The organism is Kitasatospora sp. NPDC034035 (assembly GCF_055575755.1).
The window spans coordinates 56,374-75,597 of the sequence record NZ_JBVISA010000030.1 but is presented as its reverse complement, the minus strand read 5'-3'; the positions used below and the strand labels follow the sequence as shown (position 1 = coordinate 75,597).

Here is a 19,224-nt window from a genome sequence, read left to right as displayed (position 1 = left end):
CAACCTCGGGATTGGTCATGGGGCGACCTCGGCAAGGGGAAGGGGCAGGTAGGTCGAGGTCCAGGCGGTCAGGTAGGCCGGCAGGTACGGCTGGAGCGGGCTGCCGACGGCGGTGGTCCTGAAGTCGATCTGACGGCTGGTGCGGGACAGCACGACGTAGTCGTGGAACCGTTCGCCGATCCGGCGCATCGCCGGGTAGACGGCGCTCGGGATGAACCCGGCCGCCAGGAAGGCGTGCAGCCCGGCGGTGTCGGCCAGCGGCAGCAGCGTCTCGACGTAGTCGGCGCCCGCGCGGGTGACCGCCGCCATCAGCGGCTCCAGCGCGCCGCTGACGGCTGCCGGGGACGGGTGCACGGCGACCAGTGAGCAGCTCGCCGCGACCGGGTCCAGGTCGGCGTACGCCTCGAACGCGCCGTCCGGCGGGGTGAGGACGGCGTTCGGCACGTGCAGCGGGAAGAACCGCTGCGCCGGATCGGGGAAGAGCTCCAGGAACCGGCGGCGGACGAACCCGGGCGCCGTGATCAGCTCCATCGGCGCGGTCACCGGAGCGCTGCGCCCGGTGGGGGCGAGGGGGGCGTCCACCGGCTGCGGGTCGCCGTAGCCGAGGCCGGTGCTCTGCCGCGCGGCCTCCAGCAGCGGGAGCAGGGCTCCGGGCACCTGGTCGACGCTCTCGCGTCGGGCCAGGACACCGTCGGCGTGCCGGGCGAACAGCGCCAGGCTCTCGCAGCCGGCCACCTCGACGGCGTTCGGCAGCAGGCCGAGTGCGCGGAAGCCGTTGCGGGCGAAGACCTGTTGCGGGCCCGGGGTGACCACCCGCACGGTCGCGTAGATCGAGTCCGGAGCGCCGGTCGCGAAGGCGTCCGCGCAGACCGCGGCGGTCAGCCGGCCGGCCAGGCCGCCGCCGCGCTGCTCGGGGTGGACCGCCAGGCCCACCAGCTTGCCGATGCGGCTGCCGGGGTCGGTCTGCACGGCCACCGACCCGGCCAGGTGTCCGGTGTCCTCGCGTCGTGCGGTCAGCCAGTGGGTGTGCGGGTCGGCGATCAGGCGACGCATCTCCGCGGGGTCGCTGCCGAGCGCGACCGGGTAGCCGTGGCCGTAGACGTCGAAGTAGAGCTGACGCAGCTGGGCGACGTCCTGCGGGGCGGCGGGGGCGATCGTCACGGTCATCGCGCGTCTCCGATCGGCTGCGGGGCGGGGGACGGCTCCTCCTGCGGGGCCGGGGGCAGCTCCTCCGGCGGGGCCGCCACGGGGCCGGGGGCGGCCGGTTCGCGCCGGCCGGTCCACCACAGGGCGGCGGCGACCGGGAGGACGCCGAGGGCCTGGACGAGGCAGAGTGTGCGCGGCGAGAGGTGGTCGCCGAGCAGGCCGAACACCAGCGAGGACACCGGGAAGGTGGCACCCAGCAGCGCCTGCATCATGGCGAAGAAGCCGGCCCGGTCCCCGGCCGGTACCAGCCGTTGGAAGAGGGCGACGAACCGGACACCGATCACGCCCACGCACCAGCCCGCGACCGCCATCGACCCCACTGCCGCGGCCTGGCCACCGACCAGGCCGGGCAGGCCGAGCGCGACGGCCAGCAGACCGAGACATCCGGCGCCGACCACGGTGGGGGCCCCCGGGAGACGACCGCCGGTGAACGAGCCCACCAGCGTGCCGGCGCCGAGCGCCGCCTCCAGCGCGGCGACGGTCGAGCCGTCGGCGTGCAGTACCGTCCGGGTGAACAGGGGCATCACCACGAACACCGCCGTGGTGAACAGGTTGGCCGCGGCGAAGCAGAGCAACACCCGTCGGACGAAAGGCAGTTCGGCCAGGATCCGGCGAAGCGGCCGTGCCGCGGCGGGCCCGCCGCCGTCCGGGGCCGGGCCGTCCGGGGCCGGGGCGTCCGGGGCCGGGGCGTCCGGGCGGGTGGGGAAGCGGGTCGCGCCGATCAGGGCGGCCGCCAGCAGGTAGGCGCCGGCGCACCCGGTGATGATCCCCGCCAGACCGGCGGCGTCGACCACCAGCGGGCCCAGCAGCCCGCCGGCCACGCCGGCCAGCGACTGGGTGCTGAGCTCGAAACCCGTCGCGGCCTCGATGTCGGCATCCTCGACCAGCTCGGGCACGGAGGTGGTCAGACAGGGGTCGAAGACCGCCTGGCAGCCTGCCAGCAGCAGCGTCGAGCCGTACGCGACGGCCATCGGCAGTGCCGTGGTGTACGTCCAGACGGCCGTGCCGAGGGCGACCAGACCGGCGACGGCGGCCGAGCCACCCAGCACGGTACGGTGCGGGCAGCGGGCGATGACCCTGGCCACCAGCGGTGCCAGCGCGACCGCGGGCAGGGTGCTGACGGCGAGGAAGACGCCGGCGGCCAGACCGCGGTCCGCGCCGGCGGCGTATCCCACCAGCCACCACACCGCGCCGACCTGGAACATCCGTCCGGCGGCCTGGGTGAGGACCTGGGCGGCCCACACGGCGCCGAACAACCGGTTGCGCAGGACGAGCGGCAGGCGGCGGCCGGCCGTTGCGGGGGCCGTTGCGGGGGCCGTTCCGGAGGCCGTCGCGGGGGCTGTTCCGGAGGCCGTTGCGGGGCCCGTCACGAGTGCGGCCGTTCATCGAGGACACGGATCAGCTTGCCGGTCCGCGCGTTGACGGTGAGCTCCTGGTGGCGCACCCACGTGACGGACAGCGGATGGACGTATCCGGCGGCGACCGCCTCCGGGTACAGCGGCCGCGCCGCGTGGATCCCGGCCTCGACACCGGCGGCCAGCTCGGGGAGCCCGCTGGGATTCCCGTCGCAGGCAAGGCGCAGCACCAGGCCGTCCCGGCCGTCCCAGCGGCGCACGACCAGCTGCGCACCGGTCACCCGGCCGTCCGGGTCGGCGGCCCGGACGAGGTCGAGCACGTCCTGGGTGTACAGCGACACCGGTCCCACCCGGACGCCCTCCTGGGCCCGACCGAGGATGCGGAACTGCCCGGCGGCGGGGTCGGTCCACTCCGCGCGGTCCCCGACGGGGTAGCGCAGCACGGGCATCAGCCGTCGTCGCAGGTCGGTCACCACGACCCGCCCCGGCACGCCCGCACGGGTGATCGGCTCGCCGGTGTGCTCGTCGAGGATCTCCACCACCGTCTCCGGAGTGAACACCCGGTGCACCCGGGTGTCCGCTCCGGGCACCGGTCGGCCGAGCAGCCCGGCGTCGACGGCGGCATAGCCGATCGAGGAGACCCGGGCGTTGGGGAACACCTTGCCGAGCAGCGGCTGCTGGTCCTGGTAGAGGCCCTCGCCGCCGAACAACAGCAGCTCCACGGAGGGGAGTTCGCGACCGCAGGCCAGCAGGTGGTCGGCCAGCGCGCACAGCGTCGTCGGAGTGCCGGCCACCACCTCGGCCTCGAACTGCTCCAGGGTCTGCGCGGTCGACTCCAGCGGCGCGGCCCCGCCGATCGGCAGCCGGACGTTGGCGACGGGCGAGCGGTGCAGTGCGTCGAGGATGAAGGTGTGACTGGCGTACAGGTCGCCCGCGTAGAAGAGGTCGGCGACCCGGTGCCCCGGGCGCAGTCCGGCATCGACCAGCCCGGCGCCGAAGGAGGTGGTGAACTCCCGCCACTCCTCCCGGCTGTAGAACGAGAACTTCGGCGAGCCGGTGGTGCCACCGCTCTTGAAGACCACCGCCTCCTCCAGCGGCCCGGTCAGCAGCCGGTTGCCGCGAGGTGTGTTCGCCTGCCAGAACTCGGCCTGCGGGACGACCGGGAGATCGGTCAGTCGCACGGCCCGGTCCGGCAGGCCGGCGTACAGCTCGGCGTAGAAGGGCGAATTGCGGCGCGCGAACCGTATGAGTTCCGCTATTGGTTGAACCGGCATCAATTCCTGCTCTGAGGCTGTGAGGAGAACGGACCGAGCGGGCGGCACCGGGAAGCCGGATGCGCACAGATCATTCGGTCGATACTGAGGCGAAGTCAGGAGGAACTGGCCTCCCACTCGCAAGAAGAGAGGCTAGCACCTTGATGGACCTTCGGATCGCAGCCGCGAGCCTGCCGTTGGGCTGATGCCATGGCGAACTGAGGCCCCATCAGCGGCCTTTTCCGGTGTACCGGAATGGAAGGGTGACATGCGTCTCAGTCGGGAATTCGGCGGCCGCACATGAAATGTCTCGAATTCAACTAAGAGGACGCGCGGATAGGCGATTGGTGAGGGCACCTCGTGCGACTCGTCGCGTCGAAGACCGACACGGACCCAGCTGCGGTGGCCAAGGCGGCCAGGGCTGCTGGCCGATCACATCGCTTCGGCCTTGTAGGCTCCCCGCATGCCACAGCCCGGAGAACCTCACATGCCGGTGCGCGGGGAGCACGTGCGCCAGGCCGTCGCCCACTGCGTCGACGCCCTGGAAGATGTCCCGGCTGCCCGATGGCACGCCCCGGCTGGCGGTTTGGAGTGGACGTGCTGGGAGACTCTCGAACACCTCGCGGACGACCTGCTCACCTACGCGCTACGGTTCGGGCTCGCGCAGCCCATCGCCGTACCGCGCGTCCCACTGCGCATTTCCAGTGATCGACCGGATGGCCCGGCCAATGTCATCTTCGGGGATCACGAGGCAGGGCCCGAGGGACTCCTGACCGTCGTGGAGGCCTGCGGCGGACTGCTCGCGACGGTCGTCGACACCACCGACGCAACCACCTTGGCCCCGCACGTCTTCGGCGCGTCCGACCCGGAGGGCTTTGCGGCGATGGGCGTCGTCGAGACCCTGGTCCACACCCACGACATCACCCAGGGGCTGAATCGCGTCTGGGAAGCCCCGCAGGACCTGAGTGAGCGAGTCCTGGCGCGGCTGTTCCCCGACGTCCTCGTCATCGACACGCCGTGGTCGACTCTTCTGTGGGCCACCGGACGCATCGAGACGCCTGATCGCCCCCGCCGGACGAACTGGCGCTGGCACGGCGCGCCGCTCGGCCACGGCTGACTCATGTGGCTTTAAAGATCGTGTAGATGGCGGCCGGTCATGGTCGGCGTTGGGGGTGGGTATCCCAGCGATGGGTGGTCCAGGCTCGGCGGATCGGACTGCGGACGGTGATGATCGTGTCGGCGAGGTCGAAGAAGGCGTCGATGGCGCTGGAGCGGCGCTCGTAGCAGCAGGCGAGTCGGTGGAAGGCGTTCTGCCAGGCGTGGGTGCGCTCGACATGCCATCGCCGGGTGGCCTGGACCGGCGCCTTGGTCCCCTTGCGTGCGATCTGACCGCGCAGCCTCCGCTCGTCGAGCACGGCACGGGACTTGTCCGAGTCGTAGCCGGCGTCGAAGTGGACGGTGATCTCACCGGGCAGCGGCCCAAGTCCGTCCAGGAGGTCCAGAGTCGGGGCCAGAAGCGGCGAGTCGTGGCGGTTGGCGCCGGCCAGGATGCGGCCCAGCGGGATGCCGTACCCATCGGTCATTGCGGACCGTTTCATGCCCTGTTCGCCCCGGTCGACGGGTGAGCGTCCGGCCGCTTCGCCGCCGCTGGGGGCCTTGGTGATGGCACCGTCCACGGCGATCTGGTCGAGGACGAGGCCGACGACGCGGTCATAGGCCTGGAGGGCGATCTGCTTCAACCGCGCGAACAGGCCCAGGCCGATCCACTCGTCGCGGCGGCCTCGAATCGTGGCGGCCGAGCAGGTGGAGTCCGCTATCGCCTCGTAGGAGCAGCCGAACCGCAGGACTTGCAGCAGCTTGTCGAAGACGATCCGGTCGCTGATCCGGCGTCGGTGGCAGCCCAGTGGGTGGGTTGGATCGAACTGCGGCCGCTGCGGCAGCAGAGCGGTGAATTGGTCCCAGAGCGGTTCGGTCAGCCAGAATGGCAGCACAGGCACAGGTCTCCCCAATGATCACAGAGCGTCGCAACTCCGTGATCACGGAACCTGTGCCTGTCTCGTCCGCCGACTGGTCCCATCAGCCGCCTATCTGCGCGGCCTCTAAAGGCAATCGCGGAGGATTCCGCCATCGCCATCGCCGTGGCCGTCGTCGCCCTCGCCCTCGCCGTCGTCGTCGCCCGGGGCGGTGTCAGCAGACGGCGGCAAGCGAGTCGACGAGGATGCCGAGCCCTTCCCCGGCCTCGTCCTCGGTCAGGGTGAGCGGGGGAGCCATCCGCAGGGCGTGGCCGTAGAGGCCGCCCTTGCCGACGAGCAGGCCCCGCTCCTTCGCGTGCTCCAGCACGGCGGCGGCCAGCGCCGGGCTCGGCGCTCCCGTCTCGGGGTCGACCAGGTCGACGGCGAACATCAGGCCCTTGCCCCGGACGTCCCGCACGACCGGAAGCCGTTCCGCCGCCGTCCGCAGGCCGTCGATCAGCAGGCTGCCGAGCCGGTGCGCGTTGGCCTGGAGGTCGTGGGCGAGCAGGTAGTCGAGTGTGGCCTTGGCAGCCGCCGTCGCGATCGGGTTGCCACCGAACGTGGAGATGCCGTTCGCCGGAAGCGCGTCCATCAACGTGCCGTCCGCGACGACACCGCCGATCGCGAAGCCGTTCCCCAGGCCCTTCGCGAAGGTCATGACCTGGGGTGTCACGCCATGGGCCTGGATACCCCAGAAGTGCTCTCCGGTACGGCCCCAGCCCGTCTGCACCTCGTCCGAGACGAGCAGGATCCCGTACCGGTCCAGGACCTCCCGGTATCTCGCGAAGAGCCCGTCCGGTGCGGCGGTGAAACCCCCGACGCCCTGGACGGGCTCCACGATCAGGCAGGCGACGTCCGTGGCGGTGGCCGTGTCGACGACGTGCTGCAGATCGTCCGCGCAGAAGGCCAGGAACTCCTCGTCCGACAGCTGCGGGAAGCGTGCGCGGTCGGCGCCGTGCAGGTAGTGCACGTGGACGGGCGAGAGCGAGGAGTTCTTCCAGCTCCGGTTGCCCGTGACGGCAGTGGCCGCGTACGAGCGCCCGTGGTAGCTGTTGCGCAGGGCGAGCACCTGGTCGGACCGGCGAGCGTTGGTGGCGAGCAGCAGCGCCGTCTCGTTGGCCTCGGTGCCGGAGTTGGTGAAGAAGACCTTGGCGTTCGCGATGCCCGAAAGCTCCGCGATCCGCTCGGCCAACTCCACCTGGGTGCGGAGGAGATACAGGGTCGACGTGTGCGCGACCCCGGTGCGCAACTGCCGCTCGACGGCCTCCCGGACCTCGGGCACGTCGTACCCGAGCATGTTGGTGAGGATGCCGCCGAAGAAGTCGAGATAGCTGCGCCCGTCGGAGTCGGTGACGCGGCGCCCCTTGCCGCTCACGATCTCGATCGGCTCCTCGTAGTAGAGCGACATCCACCTCGGCATGACCGCGCGATGGCGGCCGAGCAGCTCCGGCATGCGAGGCTCACTCTCCCTGCGACAGCATCGACTTGGCGCTCGATCGGACAGCCGGGGCGCGTGGACGGCTCTCAGGCAAGCAAGCTACCCGACGCCTGCTCCGCAACCCGGTCAATCGGGCACGACACGGGGCCGCGACTCCACAGCCGAGACCCGCAGCCGGCAGCGCCGGGCTGGCAGGATGGCGGCATGGAACGAGTGCTTGGAATCGGCGGGTACTTCCTTCGGGCCGCCGACCCGGACGCGCTGAGTGCGTGGTACCGCGACTGCCTGGGGCTGGACGCCGACGAGCACGGCCTGTGGGGCCAGGAGGCCGGGCCGACGGTGTTCGCGGCCTTCGAGTCCGGGACGGACTACTTCGGCTCCCGCACCCAGCAGACCATGCTGAACTTCCGGGTCCGCGACCTGGACGCGATGCTCGCGCAGCTGCGGGCCGCCGGGGCGCAGGTGGCGGAGGAGACGCAGGAGATGGCGGCCGTCGGCCGGTTCGGCTGGGTCACCGACCCGGAGGGCAACCGGATCGAGCTCTGGCAGCCCGTCTGACCGCACCCGGGCGGCACGCTGCTCATGCCGCGCCGGGCGCCATGAGCGCCGCTCATGAGGGGTGCGTGCCCGGGGCGCGCAGGTGGTGGCCGACGTCGACGACGAGGGTGATCCGGACGCCTCGCTCGGTGAAGCGCCGTCGGCATGGACGGTCACCGTGTCGCGGAACATCCGCTCGATCGCCTCGCGCCCCGCGCCCCGGTGCGCCGCTTCCGGCGGCGATGTCACGCCGGGTGGATGAGGCGGTTCTCGTAGGCGAAGATCACGGCCTGGATCCGGTCGCGGAGTTCGAGCTTGTGCAGGATACGCCCCAGATGGGACTTCACGGTCGCCTCCGCGAGGTACAGGGTGGCCGCGATCTCGGTGTTGGACAGACCGCGGCCCACCTGGACGAGCACCTCGCGTTCACGGGCGCTGAGCCGGCCCAGCCGCTCGTCGTGGTCGGCGCTGCGGCCGTCGGGGATGTGTGGGCGGAGGTTCTCCAGCAGGCGTCGGGTGATCCGCGGGGAGATCACCGCGTCGCCCGCGGCGACGCTGCGTATCGCGTTGAGAAGCTCCTCGGGCCTGGTGTTCTTCAGCAGGAAGCCCGAGGCTCCGGCGTTGAGTCCGGAGAAGGCGTAGTCGTCGAGGTCGAAGGTGGTGAGGATCAGCACCCGGCTGTGCGGCGAGACCCGGATGACCTGCCGGGTCGCCTCGATCCCGTCGGTCCCGGGCATCCGGACGTCCATGAGGACGACGTCGGGGCTCAGCTCCCGGGCGAGGCGTACGGCCTCGGTGCCGTCCGCGGCTTCGCCGACCGGCGCCATGTCGGGCTGGGCCTCCAGGACGGTGCTGAAGGCCATCCGGAGCAGCGCTTCGTCGTCGGCGATCAGGATGCGGATCGTCATGTGGACGCCGCTCCGTCGCTGCCGAGGAAGAGGCGGGTATGGACTCCCCAGCCGCCGCCCGGAAGCGGTCCGGCCCGCAACGTGCCCCCGTAGGCGGCCGAGCGCTCGCGCATGCCGGGGATGCCGTGGCCGGATGGTGTGGCGCCGGGACGTGGCGGGCGGCGACCGCTGTCGGTGATGTCGACGGTGACGGTCTCGGCCGAGCACCGTATCCGGACCTTCGCGTGGGTGCCGGCGGGCGTGTGCTTGAGGGTGTTGGTCAAGGCTTCCTGTACCAGGCGGTAGACGGTGAGTTGTGCGGTGGCGGGTATGTGGGTGTGGCCGCCCCGGACCTCGAGGCGGGTCGGCAGCCCGGCGGCGCACATCTGGTCGGCGAGGGCCGCCAGCTGTGCGATGCCGGGCAACGGGTGGCGCTCCGCGTCCGGTTCGTCGGTCCGCAGGATGCCCAGCGAGCGCCGCATGTCGGTCAGGGCCTGTCGGCCTGTCTCGGAGATCTGGAGCATCGCGGTGGTGGCCTTGTCGGGCGAGCGGTGCTGCGCGTAGACGGCTGCGTCGGTGAGCGCGACCATGACGGACAGGTTGTGGGTGACGATGTCGTGCATCTCCCGGGTGATACGTGTCCTTTCCTCGGCGACGGCCAGTCGTGCCTGCTGGTCCTGCTGCTGCTCCAGGTGTGCCGCCCGTTCCTCAAGGGCCGCGAGGTAGGCGCGTGTGGTCCGCACGTTCACACCGAGGACGGCGGCGGCGACGGCCATCGCGGTGACCGCGACGAAGGGGGTCAGGAACGCACCTTCCGTCGCCCAGCGCAGGCAGGCCAGCAGGACCCCCGCCTCCACGACGGCACCGGCGACGAGCGTGCCGCGTCGGCCCGAGTGCGCGGCCGCCGTGTAGAGGGCCACCAACAGGGCGATGTCCGCCGGCAGTTGGACGTCCGTCAGCCACTGGACGAAGGCCGCGGCCGCCACGGCGCCGAACACCGTGAGCGGGGCCCGGCGCCGCCACACCAGGGGCAGCGCGAGGGCGGCGGTGAGGGCCACGGCCACCGGCAGCTTCTGCGGCGGCTGTGTGGTCACGACGTTGAGGAGGAGAAGCGTCGGCAGCAGCGAGTCCCACGCCATGGGCGGCAGCCGGGAGGCCCAGCGCCCGCTGGTTGCCACCACTCGCGCCGCTCGTGCGGCGGCCGGGTCGGCGTACCTCGTCAGCCGTAGGGCTGTCCTCGCCCACTGCTCCCGCACCCGGTTCGGCTCCCGCACCCGGTTCGGCACCCGGTCCGGCACCCGGTTCCGGTGGCGTGCCCGGTGGGCATTGCCGGGTTCCTCGGCCGTCTCGGTCATCACACGTTCCTGTCGATTCAGCGTCATGGTGGCCCCGGCCGGGGCCGCCACCGTGTACGGCCGGACCCGGGCCGGGGCCGGGGAACGTACGCCTCGCGCTGCCCGGCACATGCCGCAGCCCTGTCACGGTAGGCCGCAGGGCCCGTGAAGCACATGAGTCCACCGGCTGATCGCACCGTGCCGAGGTACGACCGCAGGAGGAGTCCCGCTGCCTCCCGTGGTCGCAGGGCGCCCGATGGTCCGGCGTGCTCGACTGCTGCTCCGGTGGCAAGGGGACCTGCCACGGATGGCGACCCCGGTTGCACACGAGGGCGACCCGGGATCGATGTGGCAGCGCCTACCCGGCGCCGAGTATGGCCGGGTGACCGAGATCATCGCGGGACTGTACATGTCCCCTCCGGAATTCCTTGCCGTGCTGGCTGCCGTCGCGCTTGTGGTGGCGCGTTGGCTTCCCCCCAGTGCCCGCCCACCCGTCACGATCGCGGCCGGGGCGGTTCTCGTGGTGTCCGCGATCGTGCTGAGCGTGGCGGGGCCCCGCTGGCAGATGCTGCCGGTACTGGCAGGCGCTGCCTTCGCGTTGCCGTTCGCCTTCGCTCCCCTGCTGCGACGCCGTACCGGCCGGCCGGCGTGGCGGGCCCGCTGGTGGCTGGCGTTGCCGGGATCGGTGGCCTGTGTCGGCCTGATCGCCACGGGCCCGGTGGCCGCCTGGGCCTTTCCCGTACCCGTGTTCCCCGAGCCGTCAGGAGACTTCGCGGTCGGCACCCGCGTGGTGCAGTGGACCGACCCACTCCGTCCCGAGACCTTCACCGCCGATCCGGACGACCGGCGCACCGTCGTGGTCCAGCTCTGGTACCCCGCGCAGACGAGCCCCGCAGGCACGCAGCGGGCCCAGTACCTCGGGCGCACGGAGCAGGAGGCGCGCACCGTCTCCGACGCCCTCGCCCGTGGGGTCGGCCTGCCCGGCTTCCTGCTCGACGGTATTCCGCGTGCCCGCACCCGTTCGGTCTTCGACGCCCCGGTGGACGGCACGGGGGGACGGTTCCCCGTCGTCCTGTTCTCTCCCGGGTCGGGCGGAGTGCGCACCCAGAACACTGCCTGGGCGGAGGAACTGGCCGGCCACGGTTATGTGGTGGCCGCCCTCGACCACCCGTACGACTCCGCCGCCGTCGTCCTCGCCGACGGCCGGACGATCACCACCGAGACCGCGTCCTCCGGCGACCCGGACCAGGACGACAAGCTGGCGGCCGGCTGGACAGCGGTTCGAGCCGCCGACCTCAGCTTCGTCCTCACCCAGCTGGACGGTCTGGACCGAAGTGAGACCGCCGACCCGCTGCGCGGACGCCTGGACACCAGCCGGGTAGCGGTGACCGGCCACTCCATGGGTGGTGCTGCCGCCCTGCAGGCAGCCCGGCAGGATCGCCGGTTCGACGCCGTCATCGACCTGGACGGCTACCCCCACGGCCCCACCTCGCCCGCCCTCGACCAGCCGACGCTCGCGCTCACCCAGGCCGTCACCCCGCGAACCGACCCGCGCTACCTGCCCCGCCTCACCGAGGCGCTCAAGTCCAGCACCGCGACGGGCTACCGGCTCACCATCCCCGGCGCCGCACACCTCACGTTCACGGACGGCGCCCTGTACCTGCCGCCCGTGCCCTCGATAGTCGGCTCCCTCGGCCGCACCGAGAGCCCGCGCGTCGTCGCCGCAGCCACCCTCGCCTTCCTGGACGCCGTCCTGCACGGCAAACCCGGCGACCCGGCCGGCGTTCTGCCGGCCTACGGTGACCTCAGCGTCTACCCCCCGGACAACAGCCGCTGATCACCTGCTCGGGGGCGCGGGTGCGGCAGGCGAAGCCGTGTCCGGCCAAGGGCCGCAGGGTGTGGCCTGGTCACCTGTGGGGGCATGGATCGGCATCTCCTCCCGCCGGGTCGTCCGGCCGCGATGGGGCGCGGCCGGACGACCGGCGGGAGGTGTCGGACATACCTACAGCCGGTACCGCTCGGCAAGGTCGCCGTAGCCGCCCGCCGTCCAGACCACGGTGCGGAACTCCACGAGGCCGAGCGCTCTGGTGCCCTGCCCGGCGGTGGGCGGGAAGTGCGCGGTGCCGCAACGGGCGCAGTACCAGGCCTGGTTCCAGAGCCGCTCGGCCTGCGGCCGGCCCGCGAGACGCCGCCGCCTGGCGAGGGCCAGCGCGGTCGCGCTTGCCACCAGGGCGATCACGACGGCGAGGAGCAGGAACGACACCAAGAGTGGGACCGGCATGTCGTTCGCGTCGGCGAGCGCCGCCGTCGCGTGCGGGACCGGGGAGGCCGGAGCGGCCTTCGGAAAACCAGGGAGATCGGTGGGGAAGTCGCCCGGGAACCCCGGGTGCTTGGTCACCCAGCTTGGCGGCGAGAGGTCGGGCTCCTGGTGGACGCGCGCATTGCGCTGCCTCATGCCCTCGATGAACGTGAAGACCGCCCCGACCAGCGTCATGAAGGCCAGGATCGCCAGTGCCTGAACCACCGTGCTGGTCGTCGGCGGCGCTGGCGCCAAGGCCCGGCCGAGGGCGGACACCTCTTCGCGGGTCGAGGTGCCGCCGTCGCGGCCGGAGTCGCGCACGGTGACGTTGCGCCGCTCGCTCAGGTGGACCGCCGGCACGCTGCGGACCTGGTCGGTCAGCGCGCAGCTCGGGCAGGGCGGTAGAGAGCTGTGCGGCGGTGGCGCAGGTATGGCGTCGTAGATCGGCATGTGTGCAAATCCCCCCAGGATTACGGCGGCCGGGTAGGCCGTTCGTATCCGAGTGGACGCCGCCGCGCGGCCTCCGGTTGCGGCCCGCCCCGACGAACGTGAGCGCCTGCGGCCGGTGATTTGCTCTCCGCATCAACTCCCGTCACCAGGGCGGGTGATGAGCGGCGAGGTGTCACACATGCCGGGATCGGACCGGTGGGTTCGCGAGGATGGCCGTCACGCCTGTGCACCCGGTGACGGACAGGCAGAACCAGGGGCACTGAGAAGGAACGAGGGCTCCCCCGGAACGGCCGGGGGAGCCCTCGCCATTCATTTCATTCCGCCGTGGCGCTGGTGCCGAGCGCGGCCACCCTCGTGCGGCCACCTCGAGCGGACGCGGCTCCGCCCGGAACGGGTGCGGCCGCCTTTGTCGAGCGGCGGTTTGGAGGTCCGGCGCCCCCGCCCGGTCGGTCTGTCACAGGATTTCGATGGACCTGACCAGCGGCGGACGGTTCGGGAACGAGATGTCGGTCCAGCGCGGGATCTTGACCGAGTCGCCGTTGGCGTCGTAGTAGATCAGGTCGTTATTCCCGGTGGAGATCCGGTCGACCCACCAGTCGCCGAAGGAGGTCCGGCCGGCATTCGCGTAGCAGTCCACGCTCTGGCTGCCGCCGTTGTGCGACCAGATCTTCAGGAAATTCTCCCCGCCCCTGCACTCGACGTGGTCGATGGCGAAGGCGTTTCCGGACGGGACGGCCACGGTGAACGCGGCCGCCACGGCGAACGCGGCGCTCACGGTGCTCACGAGCTTCTTCGTTTTCGAGATCACGGATTCTCCTCAGTCGAATCACATGCGAATCGATTGCCGAAATCGGGAACCAAGTCCGCAACGAATTCTTGTTGCATCGTGTCCGATCAGCTTCTCGGTGAGGCGCATGCATGGTCAATCGCATCCACCGCGGACCACCTGTATATCGGTCATATCTGCCCTAACCTTCCGTGTACGGTGGGGTTTGTGGTACCAGAGGGGCGTGAGTGACCGCCCGGTGAACCCATCCGAACCCACCGGCCCCGGCATCGGCACCCGCCCCGCTCGCCGCGCCCTGGCCTGGGACGACGAGCCCGCCGTCCGCGGCCCCGCCCGCCCCTCGTCACCGCCCGGCATCCGCCCCGGCGGCATCCGGCCGGTGAACGCGTGGAATCGGCCGCGCCACCGCGGCAGGGGAAGCACCCGGCAGGCGCACGGCCTACTCTCCGCGCCGCCCGACCAGCGGTCGGGGGCTCCGTCAGTCGGTGACGGGTTCCGGCTCATTGGCCGGTAGAGCCCCATGTGGGTCACCCGTTCGGATGACGCGCGGTTGGGTGGAGGCGGTGGGTGGCACAACGGCGGGCATGACGACTTCCTCCACCAGTGCCTCCACCAGTTCCTCCGCCAGACGCCGCCGGAGCCGGACGGCCAAGCCCACGCCCACGCTCCTGCCCGCCCGCCAGGCCACCGGACGCCCGGCGCCGGCCGGGCCGTGCCGACCGGCGGCCGGGTGCTGCAGGACCTGGGCCAGCGAGCGTACGGTGCCCGGCGGCCGGGTCGTGCGGACGACCTGGCACCAGCCCGCATGCCGAGCCTGGGCCACCCGGTGACGGTGCGCCGGAGGCCTTGGGGATCTCGTCGGCCCGCCTCAACTCGGCGACGTCCTCGCGGAGTTCTTTGAGCTCGTCCTGCTCTGCGGTTAGTCCTGCTCAGCGGCCGTGAGCCGGTCGTCGCGACCTTCGGAGTGCCCGGCCTGCCGGGCGGCAGCGGCCGGTCTGCGGCCGGCTTGCGACCGGCTTGGGCATGGTGCCTGCGGCGGGCCGGCGCGTAGGGTGCTGGGATGATCGCGATGCCAGAGGAGTTCGCACAGGGCACTGTCGACCGGGAGGGGGAGGCCGGGGCGGCGTGGCTCGCCGATCTGCCGGGCATCGTGGAGGACTTGCTGGGGCGCTGGGGGTGCGTGCCGGACGGCGAGGTCATGCACGGTGGCGTCGGCATCATTGTTCCGGCACGGCGACGGGCTGAGGAGCGCGCCGTGCTGAAGGTGTCGTTCCCGCATCCCGGCAACGTCCATGAGCCGGATGCGTTCGTCGCGTGGGGCGGGTGCGGCGCCGTCCTGCTGCACGAGCGCGACGACGAGCGGTTCGCGATGCTGCTGGAGCGGGTTCAGCCGTCGACCCTGGCGGAGGTCCACGACGGCGACGAGGTGGTGACGGTCGCCGGACGGCTCAATCGCCGCCTGGCCGTCCCCGCACCGCCCGGCCTGCCCCGGCTGCGCGCGCAGGCCGATGCCTGGGAGGAGCAACTACGCAAGGACGCCGAGGAGTTGACGCACGCGCTGCCGCGTCAGGTGCTGGACGCTGCCGTGGCGACCGTGCGGGAGCTGGGCCGGGCCCAGCCGGACACTCTCATCCATGGCGACCTGCATGCCCGGAACATCCTGCGCGCCGGTCGGGAGCCGTGGCTGGCTGTCGACCCCAAGGGGTACGCGGGGGATCCCGCCTACGACAGCGGCACGCTGCTGAAGTCCCGCGCGCTGACGCTCCTCGAAGCGGGCGACCCGCGCAAGGCTGTCCACCGCATCCTGGACGTCTTCGCCGAGGCCGCGGAACTCGACCGTGAACGCGTCCAACGGTGGGCCCAGTTCCACGCCGTCCAGGCTGCGTTCTGGGGCCGCCGCCACGGCTTCCGGATCGCCCGCAGCGGACCGCGGTTGGACTGGCTCACCGAGTTGGTCGACGGCCTGGCGGAGTTGCTCACCGAACGCTTGTAGTGACCTCGTAGAACGTGATCCCGTCGAGCGTGACCTCGTCGAGCGTGATCTCGTCGTGCGAGATGGTGCCGGCCGGGTCCGGTGGGTGGACCGGTGCGGCCGCCATTGATCATCGTGAGCCGCGGTGGGCCGACGATGAGACGGCGGCCGCTCACGGCATGGATCCCGCCCGCGCGACGCGTCCGGTCGGGTGGGCCGTCTCGCGTCCCGGGTTGGTCCGATAGGTCGGATCTGCGGTGGGTCGTGCCGGGACGTTCCGGGCGGCGGCAGCGCCGAGGTTATGAATGGTCATCTGGCCATCCAGCCACCCGGCCATCCACGAACATCAACCTCAGGAGCCACCCGATGCGCCCCATCAGAACAGCCTGTCTCGGCGCGGCCACCGCGCTGGCCGCCCTTCTCGCCTGCGCCCCGGTCGCGGCCGCCGCCGCGACGGACACCGGTTCCTCCCCCGCCAAGGGCGGAGACCGGGTCTTCACACTCATCGGTCACCTCGCGCAGGAGACCCGTTTCCCCGTCAACCCCGGCGGCGCCCCCGCCCAGGGCGACCGGGCCGTCTTCCACTCGGTCCTGTTCGACCAGGACGGCAACCAGGTCGGCGACACCGATGGCACCTGCACCACCACCCGGGTCGACAACGGCGGAGCGGAGGAGTGCGTCGTCACCTACAACCTGCCCGGCGGCCAGCTCTCCGTACAGGGGATGGTCTTCGGCTTCCTCAACCCGGGCCCTCCGCCTTCGTTCGACAACGGGATCACCGGCGGCACCGGGAAGTTCGACCGGGCTCGTGGCATGGTCCACGCCGACACGATCGCTCCCGGCACGAGGCGCGTCACGGTCGACCTCGACTTCTGACGGACCCGGCCCCCGCCCGGTGAGAGCCGGACAGGGCGGCGATGTCCGATGGGGAAGGCGCTCTCCGGGGCACCGGTGTCCTTGGAGCGACCCTGACACCCTCTCAGCCGAGGTGAAGGAACAGTGTGCCAATCATTCACCTCGGCTACACCAGCGTGGTCGTGGAGCGCCGAGTAGATCTGAGGCCGACAAGAAGACCCGAGGATTTCGTCCGGAGGCAGTGCGCGGACGAGCGTGCAGCCGGGAGGCCGAGGGGTCGCCTTGAGTGCCGGCGCTCGACGATGTCCCGGTCAAAGCTCTCCGGCGGCTCTCTCATGGGCCCGGGAGCCTGGCAGCCCGGCAGCCCGGCTCAGGAATCCGGCTCGCCGAGCGGCTCCTCGAAGTCGCCGATCATCGCCGGGTCGTCGGCGGAGTTCGACTGTGGCCAGGGGGTGGCTCCCGTGACACCCAGGTCACCACGCATCGCCTCCCTGGTGGCGCGTATGAGGGGCCAGAGTGCCTGTTGCGCCTCGGCGGCGGACCGCAGGGTTTCGCCGCTCCTGGGGTTGCCCTGTTCGATGCGCTTGATCTGCCCGTAGACCCGGGTCAGGGCGTCGTTCAGCTCGCTGGCCGGCCCGATCACCGTGTCGGGGGCGACCATCAGAGTCTCGGACCAGTGGTCGCGATGGGCGTCCTTGGCCCTTTCCAGCGCCCGGATGTCCTCCTCTCCGGGCGCACGGTCCCGTACGACGTACAGATGACGGCTCAGCGCTGTGGCGAACTGCCGGGAATCCCGGTGGAGTTCGGTGTAGCTCCGCCGCCGCAGTTCACGGTTCTCGCGGGCCTCCTGGATGGCGTGGCCCATCTCGAGTTCACGCTTCTTGGCCCGGTCGGCGCCCCGCTGAGTGAGCAACGCACCGCCCAGCGTGCCCGTCACACCGGTGATCGCAATCAGTACCGCCCCCACGTCCATCGGATCACCATAGGGCCTGGCGCTTTGACCATGCCGGGCGGCCGGCGCGGCCCCAGCCGGTCGGGTGCCGGCCTCAGCCGCCGTTGTCGTCGGTGGCGGACAGGACGGCGAGGCGGCGACGGTCGGGGGAGAGGGTGAGGCCGCCGATGTCCAGGCGCAGGGCGTGCCCGCGCGGGGGGAGGGTGGCCCTGCGGGGGCCAGTCTGGGCACGGTCTGGCTGCGGTGGGCCGGCGGGACGAGGGTGGTGGGCATGGAGAAGAACACGCACAAGCTCGTCGTCCTGGTCGGCAGTGTCAGGGAAGGCCGGTTCGGACCGGTGGTGTCCTCATGGGTGGCCGAACAGGCGGCCGCCCATGGTGGGTTCGACGTCGAGGTGATCGACCTGGCCGAGGTGGACCTGCCGCTGGCCCTGCCCGCCGCCTCGCCGAAGTTCGCGGGCGCCGACTACCCCCGCCCGGCCGGGATGGCGAAGCTCACCGATGCCCTGGACGGCGCGGACGCCGTCCTGATCGTCACACCGGAGTACAACCACAGCTACCCTGCCTCGCTGAAGGCCGCCATCGACTGGCACTTCACCCAGTGGACGGCCAAGCCGGTCGCCTTCGTGAGCTACGGCGGCGCGGCCGGCGGCCGGCACGCCGTGCTGCACCTGGAGAACGTGCTGACCGAACTGCACGCCGTGACCATCCGGGACGGCCTGGCGTTCCCGAACTACTTCACCGCCTGGACGGACGGCCGCCCGGATGACCCGCAGGCGCCCGGCTACGCCAAGGTCCTGCTCGACCAACTCGACTGGTGGGCAGGCGCGTTGAAGGCCGCTCGGGCCGCCGCCCCGTACCCGGCGTGAGCGGGGCGCAGGACATGGAATACGTGAAGCTCGGCACCACCGACCTGACCGTCAGCCGGATCGCACTCGGCTGCATGGGCTTCGGCGGCAGCGGCCGGGGCCACAACCCCTGGGCGCTGGACGAGGACGCCGCCGCGCCGCTCTTCCGGCGGGCCGTGGAACTCGGCATCACCTTCTGGGACACCGCCAACGTGTACGGCGGCGGAACCTCCGAGGAACTGGTCGGCCGCGCGGTGCGGCGCTACACCCGCCGCGACGACGTCGTCCTCGCGACCAAGGCGGGCCTGCCGATGCATGACGGTCCGGGCGGCTCCGGGCTGTCCCGGCGGGCCATCCTGGAGCAGGTCGACGGTTCGCTCGCCCGCCTCGGCACCGACCGTCTCGACCTCTTCCAGCTGCACCGCTTCGACCCGGCGACCCCGGTCGAGGAGACCGTGGCGGCCCTGGCCGAGGTGGTCGCGGCGGGCAAGGTCCGCTACGTCGGCGCCTCCTCGATGTGGGCCTGGCGGTTCGCGAAGCTGCAGCACACCGCGGCCCGGGACGGCGGCCCCGCCTTCGTGTCGATGCAGCACCAGTACAGCCTGGTGCAGCGCGAGGAGGAGCGGGAGATGTTTCCGCTGCTCGCCGACCAGGGGGTGGCCGGCCTGGTCTGGTGCCCGCTGGCCTCGGGCCGGCTGGCCCGCCCGTACGGGCAGCAGACCGCCCGCTCGGCCGGGGACCCGGTCGCCGGACGGTTCTTCGCGGACGTCGACCGGCCGATCGTGGACGCCGTGCGGTCCCTCGCCGAGACCCGCGGCGTGCCGATGGCACAGGTCGCACTGGCCTGGGTACTGCGCAACCCGGTCGTCGCCGCCCCGATCGTCGGCGCGACCCGCCCGGGGCACCTCGACGACGCCGCGGCCGCCCTGCGGCTGCACCTCACCGACGCAGAGGCGGAGACCCTGGAAGCGCCGTACACGCCCCGGCTGCCGACCGGGTTCTGAACGGGCCCGCGGTGCGGGGACGGCCGTACGGGGGAC

18 protein-coding genes are annotated in these 19,224 nt (G+C 71.9%); 7 read left to right on the top strand and 11 right to left on the bottom strand.

Going from position 1 to position 19,224, the window contains the following annotated elements:
* Positions 1-15: 15 nt before the first annotated feature.
* The 3 genes from ACZ52J_RS32910 to ACZ52J_RS32900 are packed head-to-tail and all read right to left on the bottom strand — an operon-like array spanning position 16 to position 3,835.
* Positions 16-1,167: a GNAT family N-acetyltransferase gene (locus ACZ52J_RS32910; protein WP_465623942.1), complete on the bottom strand. Its 1,152-nt coding sequence runs from the start codon at positions 1,165-1,167 to the stop codon at positions 16-18.
* Positions 1,164-2,576: an MFS transporter gene (locus tag ACZ52J_RS32905; RefSeq protein WP_465623940.1), complete on the bottom strand. Its 1,413-nt coding sequence runs from the start codon at positions 2,574-2,576 to the stop codon at positions 1,164-1,166. The genes ACZ52J_RS32910 and ACZ52J_RS32905 overlap by 4 nt, the downstream gene beginning before the upstream one ends.
* Positions 2,573-3,835 carry a phenylacetate--CoA ligase family protein gene (locus ACZ52J_RS32900; protein WP_465623939.1) on the bottom strand — a complete coding sequence of 421 codons (1,263 nt, stop codon included), beginning with the start codon at positions 3,833-3,835 and terminating at the stop codon, positions 2,573-2,575. The genes ACZ52J_RS32905 and ACZ52J_RS32900 overlap by 4 nt, the downstream gene beginning before the upstream one ends.
* Before the next feature lie 442 nt (positions 3,836-4,277).
* On the opposite strand from ACZ52J_RS32900, the gene ACZ52J_RS32895 reads away from it, so the two are divergent.
* A complete protein-coding gene (locus ACZ52J_RS32895; protein ID WP_465623938.1) occupies positions 4,278-4,931 on the top strand; it encodes a hypothetical protein in 654 nt (217 codons plus the stop codon).
* Positions 4,932-4,968: 37 nt separating this feature from the next.
* Here ACZ52J_RS32895 and ACZ52J_RS32890 read toward each other — a convergent pair whose 3' ends face one another.
* Together ACZ52J_RS32890 and ACZ52J_RS32885 are read right to left on the bottom strand one after the other, a co-directional pair.
* Complete coding sequence (locus tag ACZ52J_RS32890) at positions 4,969-5,811, bottom strand: IS5 family transposase (RefSeq protein ID WP_465623936.1); 843 nt, start codon at positions 5,809-5,811, stop codon at positions 4,969-4,971.
* 190 nt (positions 5,812-6,001) lie between these two features.
* Entirely contained in the window at positions 6,002-7,279 is a 1,278-nt protein-coding gene (locus ACZ52J_RS32885; protein WP_465623935.1) for an aspartate aminotransferase family protein, read from the bottom strand.
* Positions 7,280-7,468: 189 nt separating this feature from the next.
* Between ACZ52J_RS32885 and ACZ52J_RS32880 the strand changes: the two genes are divergently transcribed.
* Complete coding sequence (locus tag ACZ52J_RS32880) at positions 7,469-7,822, top strand: VOC family protein (protein ID WP_465623934.1); 354 nt, start codon at positions 7,469-7,471, stop codon at positions 7,820-7,822.
* 224 nt (positions 7,823-8,046) lie between these two features.
* Here ACZ52J_RS32880 and ACZ52J_RS32875 read toward each other — a convergent pair whose 3' ends face one another.
* Both ACZ52J_RS32875 and ACZ52J_RS32870 read right to left on the bottom strand, forming a co-directional pair.
* Positions 8,047-8,709 carry a response regulator gene (locus ACZ52J_RS32875; RefSeq protein ID WP_465623932.1) on the bottom strand — a complete coding sequence of 221 codons (663 nt, stop codon included), beginning with the start codon at positions 8,707-8,709 and terminating at the stop codon, positions 8,047-8,049.
* Positions 8,706-10,043: a sensor histidine kinase gene (locus ACZ52J_RS32870; RefSeq protein WP_465623930.1), complete on the bottom strand. Its 1,338-nt coding sequence runs from the start codon at positions 10,041-10,043 to the stop codon at positions 8,706-8,708. The genes ACZ52J_RS32875 and ACZ52J_RS32870 overlap by 4 nt, the downstream gene beginning before the upstream one ends.
* A gap of 325 nt (positions 10,044-10,368) precedes the next feature.
* Between ACZ52J_RS32870 and ACZ52J_RS32865 the strand changes: the two genes are divergently transcribed.
* Entirely contained in the window at positions 10,369-11,859 is a 1,491-nt protein-coding gene (locus ACZ52J_RS32865; RefSeq protein ID WP_465624004.1) for an alpha/beta hydrolase family protein, read from the top strand.
* A 165-nt stretch (positions 11,860-12,024) separates the two neighbouring features.
* Here the strand turns inward: ACZ52J_RS32865 and ACZ52J_RS32860 are convergent, their stop codons facing one another.
* On the bottom strand, positions 12,025-12,771 hold the full coding sequence (locus tag ACZ52J_RS32860) for a hypothetical protein (protein WP_465623928.1): 747 nt from the start codon (positions 12,769-12,771) through the stop codon (positions 12,025-12,027).
* 454 nt (positions 12,772-13,225) lie between these two features.
* Positions 13,226-13,579 carry a beta/gamma crystallin domain-containing protein gene (locus ACZ52J_RS32855; protein ID WP_465623927.1) on the bottom strand — a complete coding sequence of 118 codons (354 nt, stop codon included), beginning with the start codon at positions 13,577-13,579 and terminating at the stop codon, positions 13,226-13,228.
* Between the two features lie 1,039 nt (positions 13,580-14,618).
* On the opposite strand from ACZ52J_RS32855, the gene ACZ52J_RS32850 reads away from it, so the two are divergent.
* Complete coding sequence (locus tag ACZ52J_RS32850; protein WP_465623926.1) at positions 14,619-15,551, top strand: aminoglycoside phosphotransferase family protein; 933 nt, start codon at positions 14,619-14,621, stop codon at positions 15,549-15,551.
* On the opposite strand, the gene ACZ52J_RS32845 is transcribed toward ACZ52J_RS32850, so the two are convergent.
* Positions 15,535-15,657 (bottom strand): hypothetical protein, encoded by a 123-nt coding sequence (locus ACZ52J_RS32845; protein WP_465623924.1) that lies wholly within the window; start codon positions 15,655-15,657, stop codon positions 15,535-15,537. The two genes, ACZ52J_RS32850 and ACZ52J_RS32845, sit on opposite strands and share 17 nt — an antisense overlap.
* A 239-nt stretch (positions 15,658-15,896) precedes the next feature.
* Between ACZ52J_RS32845 and ACZ52J_RS32840 the strand changes: the two genes are divergently transcribed.
* Positions 15,897-16,406, top strand: coding sequence for an allene oxide cyclase barrel-like domain-containing protein (locus ACZ52J_RS32840; protein WP_465623923.1), 510 nt, complete (start codon positions 15,897-15,899; stop codon positions 16,404-16,406).
* Between the two features lie 349 nt (positions 16,407-16,755).
* Here the strand turns inward: ACZ52J_RS32840 and ACZ52J_RS32835 are convergent, their stop codons facing one another.
* Positions 16,756-17,358 (bottom strand): hypothetical protein, encoded by a 603-nt coding sequence (locus tag ACZ52J_RS32835; RefSeq protein ID WP_465623921.1) that lies wholly within the window; start codon positions 17,356-17,358, stop codon positions 16,756-16,758.
* A 250-nt stretch (positions 17,359-17,608) separates the two neighbouring features.
* Here ACZ52J_RS32835 and ACZ52J_RS32830 point away from each other — a divergent pair, with 250 nt between their 5' ends.
* Both ACZ52J_RS32830 and ACZ52J_RS32825 read left to right on the top strand, forming a co-directional pair.
* Positions 17,609-18,205, top strand: coding sequence for an NADPH-dependent FMN reductase (locus tag ACZ52J_RS32830; protein WP_465623920.1), 597 nt, complete (start codon positions 17,609-17,611; stop codon positions 18,203-18,205).
* A 14-nt stretch (positions 18,206-18,219) separates the two neighbouring features.
* Positions 18,220-19,188, top strand: a complete 969-nt coding sequence (locus ACZ52J_RS32825; RefSeq protein ID WP_465623918.1) for an aldo/keto reductase — start codon at positions 18,220-18,222, stop codon at positions 19,186-19,188.
* Positions 19,189-19,224: the final 36 nt, after the last annotated feature.

Bases quoted from the DNA above. Each gene is read 5' to 3' on its own strand.
- ACZ52J_RS32910 (WP_465623942.1), bottom strand. From the start codon at position 1,167: ATGACCGTGACGATCGCCCCCGCCGCCCCGCAGGACGTCGCCCAGCTG.
- ACZ52J_RS32900 (WP_465623939.1), bottom strand. From the start codon at position 3,835: ATGCCGGTTCAACCAATAGCGGAACTCATACGGTTCGCGCGCCGCAAT.
- ACZ52J_RS32895 (WP_465623938.1), top strand. From the start codon at position 4,278: ATGCCACAGCCCGGAGAACCTCACATGCCGGTGCGCGGGGAGCACGTG.
- ACZ52J_RS32885 (WP_465623935.1), bottom strand. From the start codon at position 7,279: ATGCCGGAGCTGCTCGGCCGCCATCGCGCGGTCATGCCGAGGTGGATG.
- ACZ52J_RS32880 (WP_465623934.1), top strand. From the start codon at position 7,469: ATGGAACGAGTGCTTGGAATCGGCGGGTACTTCCTTCGGGCCGCCGAC.
- ACZ52J_RS32875 (WP_465623932.1), bottom strand. From the start codon at position 8,709: ATGACGATCCGCATCCTGATCGCCGACGACGAAGCGCTGCTCCGGATG.
- ACZ52J_RS32870 (WP_465623930.1), bottom strand. From the start codon at position 10,043: ATGACCGAGACGGCCGAGGAACCCGGCAATGCCCACCGGGCACGCCAC.
- ACZ52J_RS32865 (WP_465624004.1), top strand. From the start codon at position 10,369: ATGTGGCAGCGCCTACCCGGCGCCGAGTATGGCCGGGTGACCGAGATC.
- ACZ52J_RS32860 (WP_465623928.1), bottom strand. From the start codon at position 12,771: ATGCCGATCTACGACGCCATACCTGCGCCACCGCCGCACAGCTCTCTA.
- ACZ52J_RS32850 (WP_465623926.1), top strand. From the start codon at position 14,619: ATGATCGCGATGCCAGAGGAGTTCGCACAGGGCACTGTCGACCGGGAG.
- ACZ52J_RS32845 (WP_465623924.1), bottom strand. From the start codon at position 15,657: ATGGCGGCCGCACCGGTCCACCCACCGGACCCGGCCGGCACCATCTCG.
- ACZ52J_RS32840 (WP_465623923.1), top strand. From the start codon at position 15,897: ATGCGCCCCATCAGAACAGCCTGTCTCGGCGCGGCCACCGCGCTGGCC.
- ACZ52J_RS32835 (WP_465623921.1), bottom strand. From the start codon at position 17,358: ATGGACGTGGGGGCGGTACTGATTGCGATCACCGGTGTGACGGGCACG.
- ACZ52J_RS32830 (WP_465623920.1), top strand. From the start codon at position 17,609: ATGGAGAAGAACACGCACAAGCTCGTCGTCCTGGTCGGCAGTGTCAGG.
- ACZ52J_RS32825 (WP_465623918.1), top strand. From the start codon at position 18,220: ATGGAATACGTGAAGCTCGGCACCACCGACCTGACCGTCAGCCGGATC.